Raw genomic sequence first — 19,760 nt, 5'->3', positions numbered from 1 at the left:
TTGGTGAAGGGGTGGGACGAAGTCTCCAACGGTCTGTACTGGTATGAGTCAGAAGCTAGGCTTTTAGTCCCACCCACCCCTTCAAGTCTAAACATACAAGCGAGGCTTGCCCGCGAAGGCGTTGGGATTCGTCAGCAAAATCGCTTTCGCGGGCAAGCCTCCAACACGTTATTTCCCTACGAACTTGAACACCGTGGTCTGCGTATAGGTTTTGCCCGGATCAAGCCGCGTGCTCGGGAATTTCGGCTGGTTCGGTGCATCCGGGTAGTGCTGGGTTTCCAGGGTGAACGCGCCCCAGTGTGGATAGACCTTGCCAGCCTTGCCATGGATGCTGCCGTCGAGGAAGTTGCCGGTGTACAGCTGCACGCCGGGCTCGCTGGTGAACAATTGCAGGCGACGCCCGGATTGCGGATCGCTGACCTCGGCGGCGAGTTTGCTCACGTCGCCTTTGGTGTCCAGCACCCAGTTGAAATCGAAGCCGCCTTGCTTGGCTTCGGCGTATTTCAACTGCTGATGGTCGGCCTTGATGTTCTTGCCGATTGCCGTGGGCTTGAGGAAGTCCATGGGCGTACCGCTGACAGCGGGCAACTCACCCGTGGGGATCAACTTTTCATTCACCGGCGTGTAATGCGAGGCGTGCAACGTCGCGACCTGCTTGAGCACATCGCCGTTGCCAGCGCCGGCCAGGTTGAAGTAACTGTGGTTGGTCAGGTTCAACACTGTAGGTTTATCGGTAGTGGCGCGGTACTGGATACGCAGCTCGTTTTTCTCGTTCAGGCTGTAGGTGACTTCGGTGTTGAGTGCGCCGGGAAAGCCCATTTCCCCATCGGCGGACAGATAAGTCAGTTTCACACCCACCCAGCCATTGCCGTTGCTCGGTTCGGCTTTCCAGACCCGCTTGTCAAATCCCTGAGGGCCGCCGTGCAAGGCGTTGGTCTTGTCGTTCTGCGGAACTTGATAGGTCTTGCCGTCGAGGCTGAACTGGCCGCCCGCAAGGCGGTTACCAAAACGACCGATGGTCGCGCCGAAATACACCGTGCCGTTGTTCTGATAACCCTGCACATCGTCGAAGCCCAACACCACATCGTCGACCTTACCGTTCTTGTCCGGCACCAGCAGCGACTGCAGCGTCGCGCCATACGTAATGACGGTGGCTTGAATTCCCTTGCTGTTGCGCAAGGTGTACTTCTCGACGGCAGTGCCATCGCTGGTGGCACCGAAGGCGCTGTGTTCACTGGAAAGCCCGGCCGCGTTGGCCGTCAGGGTTGCGATCATCAGAGACAGTCCAAAGCTGCTGAGCAGAGAAGAGGGTTTCATGGGTTGTTCTACCTTTTTTTGTTGTTTTGCGCAGTGCCGATGGTTCGGTCTGCAGTGGGGGAGTACGTGAACCTCATTTGATTGGTAAGACTATTCATCCGTGATTTTCGCGATAAATGGATTTATAGACGAAAAAAGCGTGCTTGAAAATTTAATCGTAATACTATTTAGTAGCTGGACGAGATTATTGGTTCTCATCAGCACCTGGAAAAGTCGATTGCAGGGCTGTTGAGCTGACTTGACGCTCAATCATGTGATGATTAGCCTCGATCTGCGGAAAAACCGCATAGCGAGGCGTACGCATCATGAGCAGTAATTTCCACGCGTCGACGGTGGATCGGTTGGGAACCTGGATCGCGGCGGGCAATGTGTCGCCCGGACAGGTGCTGAAGGTTGAAGCGCTGTTGGCCGAAGAGTTGGGCGTCAGCCGCACGGTGATTCGTGAGGCGATCAAAACGCTGGTCGCCAAAGGGTTGCTGGAAGTCGGACCCAAGGTCGGGACACGCGTCATGCCGATGCGCAGCTGGAATCTGTTCGATCCGCAGGTTGTGGGTTGGCTGGCACGCAAGGGTTTGTCGCAAGGGTTTGTGATGGATCTGCTCGACCTGCGCCGCACCATCGAACCGATGGCGGTGCGCTGGGCTTGTGACAGGGCGACTCCGGAGCAGATTGCGGAGATCCAGACGGCCTACGAGGCCCTGGCGATATCCGTTGCGGACAAGGGCGATTACAACCTGGCTGATCGGCGCTTTCATGAGGCGGTGCTGGCGGCCAGTCACAACCAGTTCATCGAGCAGATGTTGCCGGCGCTGGGCGCATTGCTGGCGGTGTCGTTCGAAGTGACCTCGGCAGTGCCGGGTGAGTTGGGCAAGACGCTGCCGCTGCACAAGGACCTCGCCGACGCGATTGCAACACGGGATGCCGCGCGCGGTGTATGGGCGTGCATGACCCTGATCGAGCAGGCGGCAGTGGTGATTGCCGGGTTTTTCTCCAGTCAGGCCACCGCGCAATCGGCAGAGTAAACGCAGTACCGATTAACCAAAAAAAATAATAACAAGGGTGATTTTATGCACTGGCAGCCCGTAACCGAGCACCGTTTCATGCTGGCCGAAGGGCCGTTCTGGGACCGTGAAACGCTGGCGTTGTATTGGGTGGATATCGCCGCGCGGCTCGCCTGCCGCCTGGCTGATGGCCACTTTCGTAAATGGCGGATGCCCGAAGCGGTATCGGCATTCATCCCCACGCATGCTGGCGATGCCCTGGTGACCCTGGCCAGCGGCGTGTACCGCCTGGATCTTGATTCCCCCGCCGATGAGCCGGACCTGCGCCTGTTGTGTGTGGCCGATCCGGTCAGCGGCAATCGCGCCAATGAAGCGCGCTGCGATGCCCAGGGCCGTCTATGGCTGGGCAGCATGCAGAACAATCTTGATGAAGAGGGCGGCGACTTGCCGTTGAAGCGCCGTTCGGGCGGTCTGTTCCGCATCGATCACGACGCAAGCGTCACGCCGTTGCTCGCCGGGCAAGGCATCGTCAACACGCTGTTGTGGAGCGCCGCCGGCGACGAGGTGTACAGCGCCGACAGCCTGGACGGTGTGATCTATCGTTATCCGATTCGCGCTGATGGCCGCCTGGGTTCGCGTGATGTCTGGGCGGCCGAGCATGCTCGTGGCACGCCGGACGGTTCAGCCATGGACGCCGAAGGCTTTATCTGGAACGCCCGCTGGGACGGTCATTGTCTGATCCGCTTCGCCCCGGACGGCAGTGTCGACCGGCTGGTGGAGTTGCCGGTCAGTCATCCCACCAGCTGCGTATTCGGCGGCGCGGATCTTTCCACGTTGTATGTCACCAGCGCTGCGCCCGCCGATGCCAGCGGTCAGTTCGACGGCGCGTTATTGATGGCAGATGTGGGTGTGCGGGGCCTGGCTTGTCACCGTTTTGCAGGATGAATTCGCTGTCGCCAGGGTGCCGTGACACTAGGTTACATAGTCGGCATTCATAATATGATATGACTGTTTTCTGTTGTTTTGACGTCCTTGCGGTGTCCCAACAACCCACCGCTGGACGCTGTAGCTATTCAATAAAAATAAGGAGTTAGCTATGTTGAGTCGCCACGGGATTCGCTCCCTGTGCTGTGTTGCCGTCGCCACTGCCGTTCTGGGCATGAGCGGCATTTCCTCCGCTGCCGATAAAATCAAGATCGGCTTCCTGGTCAAGCAAGCTGAAGAACCCTGGTTTCAGACCGAATGGGCCTTTGCCGAGAAAGCCGGCAAGGATCATGGTTTCGAGGTCATAAAAATCGCCGTGCCAGACGGTGAAAAAACCCTTTCCGCTATCGACAGCCTTGCCGCCAACGGTGCCAAAGGCTTCGTCATCTGCCCGCCGGATGTTTCCCTGGGCCCAGCCATTGTCGCCAAGGCCAAGGCCAATGGCATGAAAGTCATGGCCGTGGATGATCGCTTCGTCGATGCCAAAGGCAAGTTCATGGAAGATGTGCCGTATCTGGGCATGGCTGCTTTCGAAGTGGGCCAGCAACAGGGCGCCGAAATGGCTAAGGAAGCGAAGAACCGCAATTGGGACTGGAAAGAAACCTACGCGATCATCAACACCTATAACGAGCTGGATACCGGCAAAAAACGCACTGACGGCTCCGTCGATGCACTAACCAAAGCCGGTCTGCCGCTGGATCACATCATCTATGCGCCGCAGAAAACCCTCGACGTGCCCGGCAGCATGGATTCCACCGGCTCGGCACTGCCTAAACTTCCTTCCACGGCTAAAAACCTGATCGTTGGCGGCATGAACGACAACACGGTCCTGGGCGGTGTGCGCGCAGCAAGTTCTGCATTCAAACCGACCAATCTCATCGGGATTGGTATCAACGGTACCGACGCCATCGACGAATTGAAGAAAAAGGAAAGTGGCTTCTTCGGTTCGATGCTGCCGAGCCCGGACAAGGAAGGCTACAACACCGCGCTACAGATGTATGAGTGGGTCAAGGATGGTAAGGAACCACCTAAATACACCGCGATGGAAGACGTGACATTGATCACCCGTGCCAACTTTCAGGAAGTGCTGACCAAAATCGGCCTCTGGAAATAACGGGCGTACCACGTCGCTGGCCCGAAATTTCGAGCCGACATCTGCAAGTCCTCGCTCCATCGACCGATGGAGCGAGGAGGAGGTTTTCATGCAACAACTGGCCACTGAACAGCATCTCTCCGGCGGCAGTCTGCGTTTCAACGGGATCGGCAAGACTTTTCCCGGTGTACGTGCGCTGTCGGACATCAACTTTGAAGCGCGTCCGGGCAGCGTCCATGCCTTGATGGGCGAAAACGGCGCGGGCAAGTCCACGCTGTTGAAGATCCTTGGCGGCTCATACCAGCCCAACAGCGGCAGCTTGTTCATTGGCGGGCAGGAGCAGGTCTTCAAGTCCACGGCCGACAGCATTGCCGCCGGTGTCGCGGTAATTCACCAGGAACTGCAACTGGTTCCGGAAATGTCCGTCGCCGAAAACCTGTTGCTCGGCCACATGCCCAACCGCTGGGGCATGGTCAATCGGCGGGCCATGGTACGTCGCGCCCGGGAACTGCTCAAAGGCCTGGCCGACGAAATCGACCCGAACACTCGCCTGGGCGATTTGTCTCTCGGCCAGCGCCAGTTGGTGGAAATCGCCAAGGCCATGTCCCGTAACGCCCATGTCATTGCCTTCGATGAACCCACCAGCAGTCTGTCGGCGCGGGAAATCGACCGACTGATGGCGATCATCGTCAAGTTGCGCGACGAAGGCCGGGTGATTCTCTACGTGTCGCACCGCATGGAAGAAATCTTCCGGGTCTGCGATGCGGTGACGGTGTTCAAGGATGGTCGCTTCGTGCGCACCTTCGAGGACATGGCCGATCTGGATCACGACCGGCTTGTGACCTGCATGGTGGGTCGCGATATTCAGGACATCTACAACTATCGCCCGCGTCAGCATCAGGGGCCAAGCCTGCGGGTGACGGGCCTGATGGGGCCGGGGCTGCAGGAACCGGTCAGTTTCGCAGTGGAGAAGGGCGAAGTGCTGGGCTTCTTCGGCCTGGTGGGCGCTGGCCGTACTGAACTGTTCCGCATGCTTTCGGGACTGACCCGCTGCAAGGCGGGCGTCTTGCAGATCGAGGGCAAGGCGCTGGAGCTCAAGTCCCCGCGTGATGCCATTGCCGCCGGGATTCTGCTGTGCCCCGAGGATCGCAAGAAAGAGGGCATCGTGCCGCTCTCCAGCGTGCAGGAAAATATCAATATCGGCGCGCGACCCCGTCACGTCAGCCTGGGCTGCCTGATTCAGGGTCGCTGGGAGCGCGATAACGCCAAGGCGCAGATCAAGTCGATGAACGTCAAGACGCCTTCGGCCGATCAGCAAATGCTGTTCCTCTCCGGCGGCAATCAACAGAAGGCGATCCTCGGGCGTTGGCTGTCCATGCCCATGAAAGTGCTGCTGCTGGATGAGCCAACACGCGGGATAGACATCGGCGCGAAATCCGAGATTTATCAGATCATTCATAACCTCGCCGCCGACGGCATTGCCGTCATTGTGGTGTCCAGCGATCTGATGGAAGTCATGGGCATTGCCGACCGAATCCTGGTCATGAGCGAGGGCGCCATCACTGGCGAGCTTGCCCGCGACGAGGCCAATGAAGCACGACTGCTGCAACTGGCACTGCCGCGAACCCGCGTCTGAACCTGGCCAAAACACCGTGAAAAATAAAAAAGAGGTGCGTATGTCTACCGAAACCAGCCTGACGGCTCCACGCCAGGGTCTCAATTTGCGTCGGTTCATCGACGACTGGGCAATGTTGATGGCCGCCGTGGGCATTTTCGTGCTCTGCGCGCTGCTGATCGACAACTTCATGTCGCCGCTGAACATGCGTGGCCTGGGCCTGGCGATTTCCACGGTGGGCATCGCCGCCTGCACCATGCTGTTCTGCCTGGCTTCCGGGCACTTCGATTTGTCCGTGGGCTCGGTACTGGCCTGCTCCGGGGTCATCGCCGGGATCGTCATGCGCGACACCGACAGCCTGTTCCTCGGAATTTCGGCAGCCTTGGCCATGGGCCTCGTCGTAGGACTGATCAACGGCATCGTCATTGCCAAGCTGCGCATCAACGCGCTGATTGCAACGCTGGCGACCATGCAGATCGTCCGCGGCCTGGCCTATATCTTCTCCAACGGCAAGGCCGTCGGGGTGATGAACGAAGACTTCTTCGTGTTCGGCAACGGCCAGCTGTACGGCGTCCCGGTGCCAATCCTGATTACCATTGCCTGCTTCGCTTTCTTTGGCTGGTTGCTCAACTACACGACGTACGGACGCAACACCCTGGCCATTGGTGGTAACCAGGAAGCGGCGTTGCTGGCGGGCGTGCATGTGGATCGCACCAAGATCATCATCTTCGCCGTGCATGGCCTGATCGGCGCATTGGCCGGTGTGGTGCTGGCTTCGCGGATGACCTCGGGGCAACCGATGATCGGTCAGGGCTTTGAGCTGACCGTGATCTCGGCCTGCGTGCTGGGCGGGGTGTCCCTGAGCGGCGGCATCGGCATGATTCGCCATGTAATCGCCGGGGTGTTGATTCTGGCGATCATCGAAAACGCCATGAACCTGAAGAACATCGACACCTTCTACCAATACGTGATTCGCGGCTCGATCCTGCTGCTGGCGGTGATCATTGACAGGATGAAGCGTCGGTAAAAAAACAGGCGTATTGCACTGACAAGTCTTTCGACGATCTGTTGGAGATTCTATGTCTGAGGGCAACCGCCAGGCGCCGCAGATGTATTGTCTGAACCGACGCCTTCCCGGCTAAAGCCGGTCCCACTAGATCGCGCTGGTTTTGTGGGACCGGATTTATCCGGGAAGACGGCATTCCAGTAGACGCAAATGCATCGGCTTTATGTCCTATCGCGAACGTTGCGTAGATCCGTTGGAGCGAGGCTTGCCCGCGAATCAGGCGACGCGGTAAGGCAGACATACCGCGCTCCATTGTGGGACCGGATTCATCCGGGAAGGGGTCAGGCCAACTGCATTTTCATCGGCTGACACAACGCCTTCGCGAATAAATTCGCTCCCACACAGCCTGCACAAGTTGAATTGAGCGCTGAGCCTGCTGGAGCGAGGCTTAAATAACTTGGCTCGCACCCTGTAACTAATTAGAATGATTCTCATTTTAATTAGCGACATGCGCAGTGGGCCGTTCAGCATGAGGCAAACAGCAGGGCCGTCAGAGGCCACTCTGGAAAATTTCTACCGTGAGCACCGCAGCTGGCTGGAAAACTGGCTGCGCGCGCGGCTGGGTAATGCGTGGGATGCGGCCGACCTTAGCCAGGATACCTTTGTCCGGGTTCTGGCCAGCCAACCCAGCGAGCCGCTGACCCAACTGCGTGAACCTCGCGCGTATTTGCTGACGGTCGGCAAGCGTTTGCTGGTCAATCACTATCAGCGTCGCAGCCTTGAACAGGCTTATCTGCAGGCCTTGGCGACTTTGCCCGAGAGCGTCATCCCGTCCCCCGAACAACGCTGGATTCTGCTGGAAACCCTGCAAGCACTGGATGAATTGCTCGACGCGTTGCCTTTGGCGGTGCGCCGGGCATTTTTATGGGCGCAGCTGGAAGGCTTGGGCTATGCGCAGATTGCGCAACGGCTGGACGTTTCCGAGCGCACAGTGAAACGTTACATGGCTCAGGCGTATACCCATTGCTTGATGGCCGAGCTGTGAGCAGTCTCGCGCCGTCACGCCGCGTGGCTGAAGATGCGGCGTACTGGCTGGTGCTGCTGGAATCCGGCAGCGCCAGTGACGAAGACCGTGCGCAACTGCAACGCTGGCGCGAGCAATGCCCCAGTCACGAACAGACCTGGCAAAAAGCCCAGGGTCTGCGCGGCAGATTTTCCGCGCTGCCCGGCGAACTGGCACTGGCCAGCCTCGATCGTCCGGCGCTGAGCCGTCGCACCGTCCTCAAGCGAAGCTTGATCGTCGCCGCGTTACTGCCTGCCGGCTGGCTACTCAGCCAGCATGCCCCGGTGGCGGCATGGCGCGCTGATTTGCGCACGGTGGCCGGCGAGCGCAAGGAGTTGCGTCTGCCCGATGGCAGTCTGTTGCAACTGGATACCGCCAGCGCGGTGAATATCGATGCGCCGACACGCAGCCTGGCCCTGATCGAAGGTGAGCTGGCCTTGAACATGGCGGCGAACACGGCCGCCATCGCCATCGAAACTCCGGCAGGGCGCATTCTGGCCAATGACGCCGAGCTATGCGTGCGGCTGGACGGGCAGGGTTGTCGGATTTCAGTCTGGCGCGGCAGCGTCGATCTTTTCCCGCCAAACGGCTTGAGCGTGCGCTTACACGGCGGCCAGCAAACCACCATGAACTCATCCACCGTGGCGCCGCTGCACAGCTTCGACACCCGACAGCCGGGCTGGCGCGAAGGTGTGCTCAGCGTCGAAAACCAGCCTCTGGGGCTGTTCCTTGCCGAACTGAGTCGGTATCGGCCTGGCGTCCTGCGCTGGGAACCGGCGCTGGATGCCTTGAAAGTCACCGGTACCTTCCGCCTCGACGATACCGACAAGATCCTGTTTCTACTGGCCGCCAGCCTGCCCTTGCAGGTGCAGACGCGCACCCGCTATTGGGTCACGCTGGCGCCGCGAAAAATTTCTTCCTGAGCCGTGTCCCTTTTTTTGACCTCGCCTGTCATTGCTCTCAAGTGAACGAAATAAGAGAGTGTTCCGATGCCCGCAGTTTTTCTTCGACGTCTGCGCCTGACCCATCTGGGCATGCGTCCTTTGCTTCAAATGAGTTGCCACGCCAGCGTTCTGGTCGGGCTGGGTGCGGGTTCGGTGCTGGTCGCGCCGGCATGGGCCGAAGAGGGCGCCAGACACAATTATCAGATCCCCGCCGGAAACCTGAGCACGGCATTGACCCGCTTTGCTGCGCAGGCTGGCGTCAGTCTTTCGGTTGATCCGGCCTTGGTCGCCGGTCGCAACACGGCCGGGCTCACGGGCGACTATGCGCCCCAGGAAGGCTTTGCCCGCTTGCTGCAAGGCACTGGCCTGCAATTGCAGCCGGTCGCCGATCAGTCGTACACGTTGATTGCGGCACCGACCAGTGAAAATGGCTCGATGGTGTTGCCGCAAACCTCCATCGACGGCAGCCGCTTTGATCAGCAGGGCGATGTGTATTCCGGCGGGCAAGTCACGCGGCGCGGCAATCAAGGCATGCTCGGCGATCATGACTTCATGGAAACGCCATTCAACCTGACGTCCTACACCAGCACCACGGTAAAAAACCAGCAGGCTCGCACCTTGGGCGACGTGGTGGCCAACGATCCTTCGGTGCGTACCACCAATCCGGCCGGTGGTCGTTTCGAGCAGTTCTCCATTCGCGGTTTGAGCCTGTACAACAGCGACGTGTCGTTCGGCGGTCTGTACGGCGTGCTGCCGACGTATTCCATCGACATGGAGATGGTCGAACGCATTGATATCCTCAAAGGCCCCGGCGCACTGCTCGGCGGCATTGCGCCCCGTGGCAGCGTGGGTGGCGGGATCAATATCGAACCCAAGCGCGCCGGCAAGGATCCACTCACGGAATTTACCGGCAGCTATGCGTCGGCGGGCCAGTTCGGCGGCAGCATGGACATTGGTCGACGCTTTGGCGATGAGCAGGAATACGGCGTGCGCTTCAATGGCGTACGTCAGTCCGGCGACACCGAGTGGGACCATCAATCGGTGGAGCGCGAAGCAGCGGTGATCGGTCTGGATTTCAAGAAGGAGCGGGTGCGTTTGTCGCTGGACTTCGGCCGTTCCGAGCGCCACGGCGATGCGCCCATCGAACGGGTGGAAGTCGCCGCCGGGATAAAGATGCCCAAGGCCGAGGACATCCATCACAACTTCGCCCAGCCCTGGACCTATGCCGACTCCAAGGACACCTTCGGCGCGGTGCGTGGCGAGTATGACGTCAGCGATTCATTGATGGTTTATGCCGCAGCCGGCGCGCGCAGTGGCGAGTACGACTTCCTGCGTCACGCGGTACAGGTCACCAATAGCAACGGCAATTTCAACATGACGCCCCGATCGTTCCAGCGTGACGAAGAGGTCAAGACCTTTACCGTCGGCGCCCGCAGCTGGTTCAACACCGGGCCGGTCGGGCATACGGTCAACCTGAGCCTGAACCGCTTTGACATGGAATTCGACAACAGCGGCGAGCGTTACCTGACCCGCGTCAGCAACCTCTACAATTCGGTGTTGCAGCCGTATCCCGGCGTGCCGAACCGCTTTGACACCTCGACCCACACTGAAGATGTGTTCTCCAGTGCAGCGCTGGCCGATACCTTGAGCTTCTTTGATGATCGAGTGCTGTTGACCCTCGGTGCGCGGCTGCAACGGGTCGAAGTGGACGCCTATGCCAATGGCGTGCTCGGCCAGCAATATGACGAGCAAGCCACCTCACCGGCGGCGGGCCTGGTGATCAAGGCCACGGACAATATTTCCCTGTACGCCAACTACATAGAAGGTCTGAGCCAGGGCGAAACCGCGCCGACCACGGCGACCAACCGTGACGAAGTATTTGCCCCGTACAAGTCGAAACAGACCGAAGTCGGCGTCAAGCTCGACATGGGCGGCTTCGCCACCACGTTGAGTGTGTTCCGTATCGAACAACCGAGCTATATCACCGACGCAGGCGGTAACTTCAAGCCTGATGGCGAACTGCGCAATCAGGGCGTCGAGCTGAACCTGTTTGGCGAACTGGCCAGCGATCTGCGCTTGCTGGGTGGGGTGATGGTGCTGGACAGCGAGCAGACCAAAACCGCTTTGGGCCAGTACGACGGCAAGCGCGGCACCGGTTCGCCGATCCTCAACGCCAACATGGGGCTGGAATACGACATCAACCGATTGCCGGGTTTGACCTTGACCGCGCGGGCCATCCACACCGGCTCGCAATACCTGGATCAAGCCAACGAGCAGAAAATCGACGCCTGGCAGCGCTACGATCTGGGCGGGCGTTACGCTTTCAAACTGGGCAGCAATCCGATCACCTTACGGGCGGCTGTAGAGAACGTGCTCGACAAGACTTACTGGGCCTCTGCCGCCACGTCGTCGGATGCTGCGGCCGGCTTGACCTTGTCAACGCCGCGTACCTGGCTGGTGTCGGCAACCGTCGGTTTCTAGTCACTTCAGGATGAGCAAAGACTGCTGGCACGCACCTTCAGCAGCGCCGGAAAACGGTGGGATTGTACCGGCTCGCCGGCAATGCGCTTGAGCAGGGTTTCCACAGCATGTACGCCTTGGGCATGCATGCTGGTGCTGATGCTGGTCAGTTGCAGATGCGCGGCCAGCGGCGTGTCGTTGTAGCCAACCACGGCAATATCGCGGCCGACCACCAGCCCGCGATTGCGCAGGGCACCGAACAGGCCGATAGCCAGGAAGTCGTTGACGGCGAAAATCGCCGTTGGCGGCTGCGGATGAGCCAGCAGGATTTCGCCGGTGTTGAAACCGGTCTGGGTGTCGAAATGGCCGGGAATAATCCGTTCGGCTTCGATTTCGATACCTTGTCCCCGGTAATACTCGACAAAGCTGGCGGTGCGCTCCCGCGCGTTGCTGCTGTGCGGTTCGCCAGCAATCACCGCCACCCGAGTGTGACCCTGGGCGAATAAATGTTCGGCGACCAGCCTGCCTCCCATTTCGTCGTCAGAGGTGATGGAGCAATGTTGCCCGCGTCGTCGGCTGACCAGCACGAACGGCACTTGCCGCTCTTGCAGCTCCTCAAGAAACCCCGCTTCATTCGTGCAATGCACATCACTGATGATCAGCCCGGCGACATTGCGCGCCAGTGCTCGCTCGGCCCGTTCACGCTGGCGCTCGGGGAGATCCAGAGTATTGGCGACAAATGACGTATAGCCCCTGGCGCTGGCGGCTTCGTCGATGCCTTCGTAGACCGTTGCCAGCACAATGTCGGACAGCCTCGGCACCAGCACGCCAATCTCGCGGCTATTACGGGTTTTCAGGGTCCGGGCATGGGTGTTGGGCTGGTAATCCAGGCTGGCCGCCAGCGCACGAATACGCTCGATGGTTTCTTTGGACGCCGCTCGATCCGCGTGATCCAGCGTGCCATTCAAGACGCGGGAAACCGTTGAAACATGAATGTTGAGCTGCTGGGCAATACCGCGAAGCGTGGCTGGACGTCTGTTCATTAGGTACGCCTGAAAGTGCAGATGAGCAGGGCGCCATGCTCGCATCACGGCGGGTCGCTGCACAGACTCAGCCGATGCTTTAGCCTTAAACCGAGCCGTTGCGCCACGATGGAGCGTTGCGTACCAAAAGATTGCACGATCCGTTGCGCAACACTACCCAAACGTTTGGGTAAAAATTTCACAGCGTTTATCTATCACCATAAATTATTGAAAAATAAGCAATTTTATAATTTCAGAAGGAGCTGTGAAGCGGGTAACTAAAAAGTTGGTATGAGCATTGCGTTGAGCCTGTCAGCTCTCCTTACCTGACTGATGGGAAACTCGCCATGACGCATGCTTCAGAAACCCACGCACGAAGTCTTACCCGGCTGGCCCTGGCCTGCTCGATCGCTGTTGGCGCTTTGTCGCCCCTGGCCGCCATGGCCGAAAGCACGTTGCGTATCGCCATGACTGCTGCGGACATTCCGCTGACTCACGGTCAGCCAGATCAAGGGTATGAGGGCAACCGTTTCACCGGGATCACTATGTTTGATTCCCTGGTGGAGTGGGATCTGTCGCAAGCCGAGAAGCCGAGCACGTTGATTCCGGGGCTGGCCACTGAATGGGCAGTCAAACCGGACGATCACACCAAGTGGATTTTCAAGCTGCGTCCCGGCGTCAAGTTTCATGATGGCTCGGCGTTCAATGCCGACTCCGTGGTGTGGAACGTCAACAAGGTCCTCGACAAGCAGGCGCCGCAATATGCGCCGGGGCAAATCGGCATGACCGTCTCGCGTATGCCGACGCTGCGCAGCGCGCAAAAAATCGATGACCTGACCGTCGAATTGACCACCAGCGAACCCGATGCGGTGCTGCCGTATAACCTGACTAACCTGTTCATGGCCTCGCCGACGGCCTGGCAGAAGGATTTTGCCGCAGTTCCGGCGGCCACTACCGATCCGGCGGAACGCTCGAAACTGGCCTGGACGGCATTCGCCAGCCACTCCGTGGGCACCGGTCCGTTCAAGATGGATCGCATGGTGCCGCGCCAGGAACTGGTGCTGGACAAAAATCCGGGTTATTGGGACCCCAAGCGCATTCCCAAAGTCGACCATGTGGTGCTGATTCCATTGCCGGAAGCCAACGCGCGTACTGCGGCGCTGTTGTCCGGTCAGGTGGACTGGATCGAAGCCCCTGCGCCAGACGCCATCGAGCAAATCAAGAGCAAGAAATTCAAGATCTACGCCAACGGCCAGCCGCATTTGTGGCCATGGCAGTTCTCGTTCGCACCGGGTTCGCCGTGGCTCGACAAGCGCGTGCGTCAGGCCGCGAACCTGTGTCTGGATCGCAGCGAACTGAAAGCCTACCTGGGCGGTTTCATGCAGGAAGCGACGGGCATCTATGAGAAAGATTCGCCGTGGTATGGCAACCCGGATTTCAAGATCAAGTATGACCAGGCCGCTGCGCAGAAACTCATGGCCGATGCTGGCTTCAGCAAGGATCACCCGGTCAAGGTCAAGGTCCTGACTTCGGCGTCCGGCTCCGGGCAGATGCAGCCGTTGCCGATGAACGAGTACATCCAGCAAAGCCTCAAGGGCTGCTATTTCGACGTGGACATTGCCGTCACCGAATGGAACACGCTGTTCAGCGGCTGGCGTCTGGGTGCCAAGGACCCGGCAGCTCAGGGCGCCAACGCGATCAACGTCAGTGCGGCGGTCATGGACCCGTATTTCGGCATGGTGCGTTTCTCCAGTGAAAAGGCTTTCCCGCCGGTTTCCAACAACTGGGGATTCTTCGCTTCGCCACAGGTCGAGAAGTTGATTACCACGGTGCGTAACTCCTTCGATCCGAAGGCGCTGGACGAAGCTTCCGGCAAGCTGCATGCGGCGATTGTCGATGAAGTGCCGTTCCTGTTTGTTGCCCACGACGTGGGTCCACGGGCCATTTCGCCGAAAGTCACCGGCGTGGTACAGCCGCAAAGCTGGTTCATCGACTTGTCGCTGGTCTCCAAGCAGGACTGAGAAGCCTGCTGAGCCACAACCTGTTGGCGCGAGGGCTTGCCCGCGAAGAGGCCGATACATGCGGCCTGTCTCCTGACCCGGGATAACGCCTTCGCGGGCAAGCCTCTCTCCAACGGGCCCCGTTTCCGTGATTGATCCAAGCGAGGAAACCTATGCTTGCCTATATCTTGCGCCGCGTACTGCTGGCGACCCCGATTTTATTGGGCGTAGCACTGGTGTGTTTCATGCTCGTGCACATGGCCCCCGGCGATCCGCTGGTGTCGGTGATGCCCCCGGATGCCTCCGAAGCCCTTCGCGAACAACTGGTTCAGGCGTATGGCTTCGACAAACCGTTGCCGGTGCAATTTGGCCTTTGGGTCTGGCATGCGGTGCATGGCGACCTTGGCATGTCCATCGCCAGCGGCCGTTCGGTGACCAGCGAAGTGCTCAACGCGGTGAGTTATTCATTGCGGCTGGCGGTGCTGGCGACCTTTTTCGGTTTCGTCCTCGGCAGCCTGTTCGGCTTCGTCGGCGGTTACTTCCAGGACAGCTGGCTGGACAAGATCGCTTCGGCGATTTCGGCCATTGGCGTCAGCGTGCCGCATTACTGGCTGGGCATGCTGATGGTTATCGTCTTTTCCTCGCAATTGGGCTGGCTGCCGGCTACCGGTGGCGGACCCATGGGCCAGTCGGCCTGGGCGTGGGACTGGGCGCATTTTCAATTCATGATTCTGCCGGCCATTACCTTGTCGGTGATTCCTACCGGGATCATCGCCCGCACGGTGCGGGCTCAGGTGGCGGAAACCCTGTCCCAGGAGTTCATCATCGGCCTGCGCGCCAAGGGCTTGGGCGAGTGGGGGTTGTTCCTGCACGTGGTCAAAAACGCCGCGCCGACCGCCATGGCGGTGATGGGCTTGCAGATCGGCTACCTGATGGGTGGCTCGATTCTGGTGGAAACCGTGTTCGCCTGGCCCGGCACCGGCTTGCTGCTCAATTCGGCGATTTTCCAGCGTGACCTGCCTTTGCTGCAGGGCACTATCTGGGTGCTGGCCTTGTTCTTCGTCACGCTGAATCTGTTGGTGGATATTCTGCAGACGCTGCTTGATCCACGTATCAAAAGGGGCTGAGCATGAACCTGTCGATTTTGCGACCGGCCGCGCCGGTCATCACCCCGGTTGAAAGCTCGCCGGGTTACTGGAGTGAAGTGTTCGGTCGGGTGCGTCGTGACCCGGTCGCCCTGGGGGTGGCAGCCGTCATCCTCGTGTTGCTGATCCTCGCGGTGTTCGGCCCGTGGATCGTGCCGGGCGATCCGTTTACCACCTCCATGTTCAAACGTCTCAAGCCCATCGGCACCGAAGGCTTCCCGCTGGGCACCGACGAGCTGGGTCGCGACTTGCTGTCGCGCTTGATGCTGGGCGCGCGCCTGTCGTTGTTCATGGGCATTACGCCGGTGATTTTCGCGTTCTTCATTGGCGGGGCGATTGGCGTAATCGCCGGTTATTTTGGCGGCTGGCTGAACAGCCTGATCATGCGCACCGTAGACGTGTTTTATGCGTTCCCGTCGGTGCTGCTGGCCATCGCGTTTTCCGGGGCGTTGGGCGCCGGAGTGAACAACGCACTGATCTCGCTGACCCTGGTGTTCGTGCCGCAAGTGGCGCGGATTGCCGAGAGCGTGACCACTCAAGTGCGCAACCGCGACTACATCGAAGCGGCGCGGGCTTCGGGCGCCGGGTCGTTCACCATCATTCGCACCCAGGTGCTGGGCAACGTGCTGGGGCCGATCTTTGTCTTCACCACCGGTTTGATTTCGGTATCGATGATTCTCGCCTCGGGCCTGTCATTCCTCGGGTTGGGCGTTACCCCGCCCGAGCCGGAGTGGGGTCTGATGCTCAACACCCTGCGCACCGCGATCTACACCCAGCCGCTGGTATCGGCGCTGCCGGGCGCGATGATCTTCATCACCTCGATCTCTTTCAACGTGCTCGCCGACCGCTTGCGGGCGGCCATGGCGATTCGGAGCTGACTATGACCAAGCGCGATATTGGCGGTCCAGCGCAGCCACTGCTGAAAGTGGAAAAACTGGTCAAACACTTCCCGGTCAAAGGCGGGTTGGGCAAACGCAGCGTGGTCCGCGCCGTCGACGGTATCGATTTCGTGGTGCACAAGGGCGAGACCCTCGGTGTGGTCGGCGAATCGGGCTGCGGCAAATCCACTACGGCGCGGCTGTTGATGCAGCTGATCGAACACGACAGCGGCGAGCTGGTGTTCGATGCCATGAGCGTGGGCGGGCATCAATTGCCGCTGCGTGATTATCGGCGCCAGGTGCAAATGGTGTTTCAGGACAGCTATTCATCACTGAATCCGCGCCTGACCATGGAGCAGTCCGTCGCATTCGGGCCTTCGGTGCATGGCGTCAGCCAGCGCGAATCCTTGCAACGAGCGCGGGATCTGCTGGGCCGCGTGGGCCTGGAGCCGACGCGTTTCGCCGGGCGCTACGCCCACGAGCTGTCCGGCGGGCAGCGTCAGCGGGTGAACATTGCCCGCGCCCTGGCGGTGGACCCGCGCCTGGTGATTCTCGACGAAGCGGTGTCGGCGCTGGACAAATCCGTGGAGGCCCAGGTGTTGAATCTGTTGCTCGACCTCAAGGACAGCCTGCAACTGACGTACGTGTTCATCAGCCATGATTTGCACGTGGTGCGCTATTTGTCCGACCGGATCATGGTCATGTACCTGGGGGAGATCGTCGAAGTCGGGCCCGCCGAGTCGCTGTTTTCCGAGGCGCAGCATCCTTACACCCAGGCGCTGCTGACCTCCATGCCATCCATGGACCCGGCCAGACGCACGCTGGTTTCGCCGTTGTCCGGTGACCCGCCGAGCCCTATCGATCCGCCCTCCGGCTGTCGTTTCCATACGCGCTGCCCCCATGCCGAAACCATCTGCGGGCAAACCGCGCCGCAGCTCACCCTGACCGGCAGCGAGCATTACGCCGCATGCCTGATGGTCCAGCCGGGGGCGGGGCACAGCCAAAGTCCATCGGCGGAGTTGATCTACACAGGAGCCCTGGCATGAACGAACAACCCATGGTTGCCGTGCGCGACCTCAAGGTACGTTTCAAGCGCGGCGGGCAGACCTTGTCAGCGGTCAACGGCGTCAGCCTGTCTGTAGCGCGAGGCGAAGTATTGGCGCTGATCGGTGAATCCGGCTCCGGCAAAAGCGTGACCTTGCGCGCCTTGATGCGCCTGCATTCCGAGCGTTCCACCAGCATCGAAGGCCAGATCGAGATTGCCGGGCAAAACCTCATGGCTTTGTCCCGCAGCCAGTTGCAGGCGCTGCGCGGGCCGGTGGCGGCAATGATTTTCCAGGAGCCGCTGCTGGCCCTGGACCCGGTCTACACCATTGGCCAGCAGATCGTCGAAGCGTTGCGTCGGCATAGACCGATGTCCAGGGCTGACGCCCGTGCGGCGGCGTTGGAAGCCTTGCGCAGTGTGCGCATTCCCAGCCCGGAGCAACGGCTGGATGCCTATCCCCACGAGATGTCCGGCGGCATGCGCCAACGGGCAATGATTGCCCTGGCGCTGGCCTGTCAGCCACAGATTCTGCTCGCCGATGAACCCACCACCGCGCTGGACGCCACGGTCCAGATCCAGATTCTGATCCTGCTGCGCGAGCTGCAGCAGGCGCTCGGTCTGTCGATCATTTTCGTCACCCACGACATTGGCGCGGCCGTGGAAGTCGCTGATCGGGTCGCGGTGATGTACGGCGGTCGCATCGTTGAGCAAGCGCCTTTAGCCGAACTGCTGGACAACCCGCAGCACCCGTATACGCAAGTGTTGCTGGGCACGCGGCCCAAGGACGGCCTGCGCAAGGGCGAGCGGTTGATCAGTATTCCCGGTGCGCCGCCGGACCTGGCCAACCTGCCGGCCGGCTGTGCATTCGCGCCCCGTTGCCCGCGCGCCAGCGACCTGTGCCGCAGCGTCGTGCCGGCCATCGAAGACGTCATTCCCGACCACTCAGTGAGTTGCCATCACTGGAGTCAGGTCCCCGTTCAACCTCTTTGCGAGTCCCTGTCATGACTGATTCTGCGTTTGCCTTGATGCCATACCCGGCCGTCGAAGTGCCCCATGCGTCCAGCGGCCCATTGGCCGGATTGACCTTCGTCGCCAAGGACCTGTTCGACGTCGCCGGTTACCCAACGGGCGGCGGCAACCCGCATGTATTGGCAATGTCCGGGATCAAAACCGCGACCGCACCGACCATTCAACGCTTGCTGGATGCGGGAGCCGAGTTGATCGGCAAGGCGCACACCAACGAGATGGCGTTCTCCATGAGCGGCAAGAACGCGCATTACGGCACGCCGCGCAACGGCGCGGCCCACGACCGCATTCCCGGCGGTTCGTCATCGGGGTCGGCTTCGGCGGTTTCCAACGGCTTGTGTGACTTCGCCATGGGCAGCGACACCGGCGGTTCGGTGCGCACCCCCGCCAGTTATTGCGGGTTGTTCGGCTTGCGGCCGAGTCATGGCCACGTCTCGCTGGAAAATACCCAGGCGTTGTGCGAAAGCATGGACACCGCCGGTTATTTCACCCGCGACGCCAAGGTATTCGGTCTGGTTGGCGAGTGCCTGCTGGGCGAGGATTCAGCACCGTTGCCGGAGCAGCCGCAGTGGGTGATCAGCGACGCGTTGTTCGCCATGTTGCCGGACGCGTCCCTTGCTGCGCTGGCACCGGCTTTGGCGCAGATCGAAGCCGCTTGCGGGCCGCTTCAAAAACTGCAAGGCGAGCTGCCTTCGCTGACTGATGCCTATTGGGCATTTCGCTACATTCAAGGCCGCGAAGCATGGCTGGCGCAGGGCGATTTCATCGAGCAAAACGGCCTGTGTCTTGGCCCCGATGTCGCGGCGCGTTTCGCCTGGTCGAAAGCCGTGACCGATGCTCAATACAACGACGCCTGCGCGTTGCGTGAGCGCTTTGCGGCAAGCTGGAAAACGCTGTTGGGTGATCGCGTTCTGGTCCTGCCGACGGTGCCGGATATCGCGCCGCTGCTTAGCGCCAAAGACGAAGAAATCGAGCAGACCCGGCAGATTTCTCATCACCTGCTGGCCATTTCCGTGCTGTGCCGCACACCGCAGTTGAGCATGCCGTTAGTAAACAAGGATGGGGTGCCGCTGGGCATCTCGCTGATGGGACCACGCGGCAGCGATTTGAGCCTGGTCAAACTGGCAGTGCGGATTGCCGGGCAAGAAAATTCCTGAAGCG

General features: G+C 60.2%; 16 protein-coding genes. 14 read left to right on the top strand and 2 right to left on the bottom strand.

The window, feature by feature from the left end; all coding sequences use genetic code 11:
- Positions 1–168: 168 nt before the first annotated feature.
- Complete coding sequence (locus ACP7E4_RS19185) at positions 169–1,317, bottom strand: aldose epimerase family protein (protein WP_426117009.1); 1,149 nt, start codon at positions 1,315–1,317, stop codon at positions 169–171.
- 305 nt (positions 1,318–1,622) lie between these two features.
- On the opposite strand from ACP7E4_RS19185, the gene ACP7E4_RS19180 reads away from it, so the two are divergent.
- The 8 genes from ACP7E4_RS19180 (at position 1,623) to ACP7E4_RS19145 (ending at position 11,504) form a co-directional block, all read left to right on the top strand.
- On the top strand, positions 1,623–2,339 hold the full coding sequence (locus ACP7E4_RS19180) for a FadR/GntR family transcriptional regulator (protein ID WP_426117007.1): 717 nt from the start codon (positions 1,623–1,625) through the stop codon (positions 2,337–2,339).
- Between the two features lie 45 nt (positions 2,340–2,384).
- A complete protein-coding gene (locus ACP7E4_RS19175) occupies positions 2,385–3,263 on the top strand; it encodes an SMP-30/gluconolactonase/LRE family protein (protein WP_426117005.1) in 879 nt (292 codons plus the stop codon).
- A 151-nt stretch (positions 3,264–3,414) separates the two neighbouring features.
- On the top strand, positions 3,415–4,416 hold the full coding sequence (locus ACP7E4_RS19170; RefSeq protein ID WP_426117003.1) for a substrate-binding domain-containing protein: 1,002 nt from the start codon (positions 3,415–3,417) through the stop codon (positions 4,414–4,416).
- A gap of 88 nt (positions 4,417–4,504) precedes the next feature.
- Positions 4,505–6,031 (top strand): L-arabinose ABC transporter ATP-binding protein AraG, encoded by a 1,527-nt coding sequence (gene araG, locus ACP7E4_RS19165; protein ID WP_426117001.1) that lies wholly within the window; start codon positions 4,505–4,507, stop codon positions 6,029–6,031.
- Between the two features lie 40 nt (positions 6,032–6,071).
- Positions 6,072–7,037, top strand: coding sequence for an L-arabinose ABC transporter permease AraH (gene araH, locus ACP7E4_RS19160; protein WP_426116999.1), 966 nt, complete (start codon positions 6,072–6,074; stop codon positions 7,035–7,037).
- A 508-nt stretch (positions 7,038–7,545) separates the two neighbouring features.
- Positions 7,546–8,061, top strand: a complete 516-nt coding sequence (locus ACP7E4_RS19155; protein ID WP_426116997.1) for a sigma-70 family RNA polymerase sigma factor — start codon at positions 7,546–7,548, stop codon at positions 8,059–8,061.
- On the top strand, positions 8,058–9,002 hold the full coding sequence (locus ACP7E4_RS19150; RefSeq protein WP_426116995.1) for a FecR domain-containing protein: 945 nt from the start codon (positions 8,058–8,060) through the stop codon (positions 9,000–9,002). Before ACP7E4_RS19155 ends, ACP7E4_RS19150 begins: the two co-directional genes overlap by 4 nt.
- Positions 9,003–9,068: 66 nt before the next feature.
- Entirely contained in the window at positions 9,069–11,504 is a 2,436-nt protein-coding gene (locus ACP7E4_RS19145; RefSeq protein WP_426116993.1) for a TonB-dependent siderophore receptor, read from the top strand.
- A 5-nt stretch (positions 11,505–11,509) separates the two neighbouring features.
- Here the strand turns inward: ACP7E4_RS19145 and ACP7E4_RS19140 are convergent, their stop codons facing one another.
- Complete coding sequence (locus ACP7E4_RS19140; RefSeq protein WP_426116991.1) at positions 11,510–12,526, bottom strand: LacI family DNA-binding transcriptional regulator; 1,017 nt, start codon at positions 12,524–12,526, stop codon at positions 11,510–11,512.
- A 326-nt stretch (positions 12,527–12,852) separates the two neighbouring features.
- Between ACP7E4_RS19140 and ACP7E4_RS19135 the strand changes: the two genes are divergently transcribed.
- The 6 genes from ACP7E4_RS19135 (at position 12,853) to ACP7E4_RS19110 (ending at position 19,756) form a co-directional block, all read left to right on the top strand.
- Positions 12,853–14,526, top strand: a complete 1,674-nt coding sequence (locus tag ACP7E4_RS19135; RefSeq protein ID WP_426116989.1) for an ABC transporter substrate-binding protein — start codon at positions 12,853–12,855, stop codon at positions 14,524–14,526.
- Positions 14,527–14,678: 152 nt separating this feature from the next.
- Positions 14,679–15,632 (top strand): ABC transporter permease, encoded by a 954-nt coding sequence (locus tag ACP7E4_RS19130; RefSeq protein WP_426116987.1) that lies wholly within the window; start codon positions 14,679–14,681, stop codon positions 15,630–15,632.
- Positions 15,633–15,634: 2 nt separating this feature from the next.
- Positions 15,635–16,528: an ABC transporter permease gene (locus ACP7E4_RS19125; protein ID WP_426116985.1), complete on the top strand. Its 894-nt coding sequence runs from the start codon at positions 15,635–15,637 to the stop codon at positions 16,526–16,528.
- Between the two features lie 2 nt (positions 16,529–16,530).
- A complete protein-coding gene (locus tag ACP7E4_RS19120; protein ID WP_426116983.1) occupies positions 16,531–17,574 on the top strand; it encodes an ABC transporter ATP-binding protein in 1,044 nt (347 codons plus the stop codon).
- The gene (locus tag ACP7E4_RS19115) at positions 17,571–18,578 is read left to right on the top strand and encodes an ABC transporter ATP-binding protein (RefSeq protein ID WP_426116981.1); all 1,008 of its coding nucleotides are present in this window, start codon (positions 17,571–17,573) and stop codon (positions 18,576–18,578) included. The genes ACP7E4_RS19120 and ACP7E4_RS19115 overlap by 4 nt, the downstream gene beginning before the upstream one ends.
- Positions 18,575–19,756, top strand: coding sequence for an amidase (locus ACP7E4_RS19110; RefSeq protein ID WP_426116979.1), 1,182 nt, complete (start codon positions 18,575–18,577; stop codon positions 19,754–19,756). The genes ACP7E4_RS19115 and ACP7E4_RS19110 overlap by 4 nt, the downstream gene beginning before the upstream one ends.
- The last annotated feature ends 4 nt before the right edge of the window (positions 19,757–19,760 follow it).

The sequence above is a fragment of the Pseudomonas sp. DSP3-2-3 genome, assembly GCF_049898225.1.
Lineage (GTDB): Bacteria > Pseudomonadota > Gammaproteobacteria > Pseudomonadales > Pseudomonadaceae > Aquipseudomonas.
Note: the sequence above shows the minus strand (reverse complement) of the source record. Positions and strands in the feature narration are given on the sequence as shown.

What these genes read in the sequence shown, in the direction of transcription:
- ACP7E4_RS19175 (WP_426117005.1), top strand. Translation starts at nt 2,385, where the DNA reads ATGCACTGGCAGCCCGTAACCGAGCACCGTTTCATGCTGGCCGAAGGG.
- ACP7E4_RS19170 (WP_426117003.1), top strand. Translation starts at nt 3,415, where the DNA reads ATGTTGAGTCGCCACGGGATTCGCTCCCTGTGCTGTGTTGCCGTCGCC.
- ACP7E4_RS19120 (WP_426116983.1), top strand. Translation starts at nt 16,531, where the DNA reads ATGACCAAGCGCGATATTGGCGGTCCAGCGCAGCCACTGCTGAAAGTG.
- ACP7E4_RS19115 (WP_426116981.1), top strand. Translation starts at nt 17,571, where the DNA reads ATGAACGAACAACCCATGGTTGCCGTGCGCGACCTCAAGGTACGTTTC.
- ACP7E4_RS19180 (WP_426117007.1), top strand. Translation starts at nt 1,623, where the DNA reads ATGAGCAGTAATTTCCACGCGTCGACGGTGGATCGGTTGGGAACCTGG.
- araG (WP_426117001.1), top strand. Translation starts at nt 4,505, where the DNA reads ATGCAACAACTGGCCACTGAACAGCATCTCTCCGGCGGCAGTCTGCGT.
- ACP7E4_RS19125 (WP_426116985.1), top strand. Translation starts at nt 15,635, where the DNA reads ATGAACCTGTCGATTTTGCGACCGGCCGCGCCGGTCATCACCCCGGTT.
- ACP7E4_RS19185 (WP_426117009.1), bottom strand. Translation starts at nt 1,317, where the DNA reads ATGAAACCCTCTTCTCTGCTCAGCAGCTTTGGACTGTCTCTGATGATC.
- ACP7E4_RS19145 (WP_426116993.1), top strand. Translation starts at nt 9,069, where the DNA reads ATGCCCGCAGTTTTTCTTCGACGTCTGCGCCTGACCCATCTGGGCATG.
- ACP7E4_RS19155 (WP_426116997.1), top strand. Translation starts at nt 7,546, where the DNA reads ATGAGGCAAACAGCAGGGCCGTCAGAGGCCACTCTGGAAAATTTCTAC.
- araH (WP_426116999.1), top strand. Translation starts at nt 6,072, where the DNA reads ATGTCTACCGAAACCAGCCTGACGGCTCCACGCCAGGGTCTCAATTTG.
- ACP7E4_RS19135 (WP_426116989.1), top strand. Translation starts at nt 12,853, where the DNA reads ATGACGCATGCTTCAGAAACCCACGCACGAAGTCTTACCCGGCTGGCC.
- ACP7E4_RS19140 (WP_426116991.1), bottom strand. Translation starts at nt 12,526, where the DNA reads ATGAACAGACGTCCAGCCACGCTTCGCGGTATTGCCCAGCAGCTCAAC.
- ACP7E4_RS19110 (WP_426116979.1), top strand. Translation starts at nt 18,575, where the DNA reads ATGACTGATTCTGCGTTTGCCTTGATGCCATACCCGGCCGTCGAAGTG.
- ACP7E4_RS19130 (WP_426116987.1), top strand. Translation starts at nt 14,679, where the DNA reads ATGCTTGCCTATATCTTGCGCCGCGTACTGCTGGCGACCCCGATTTTA.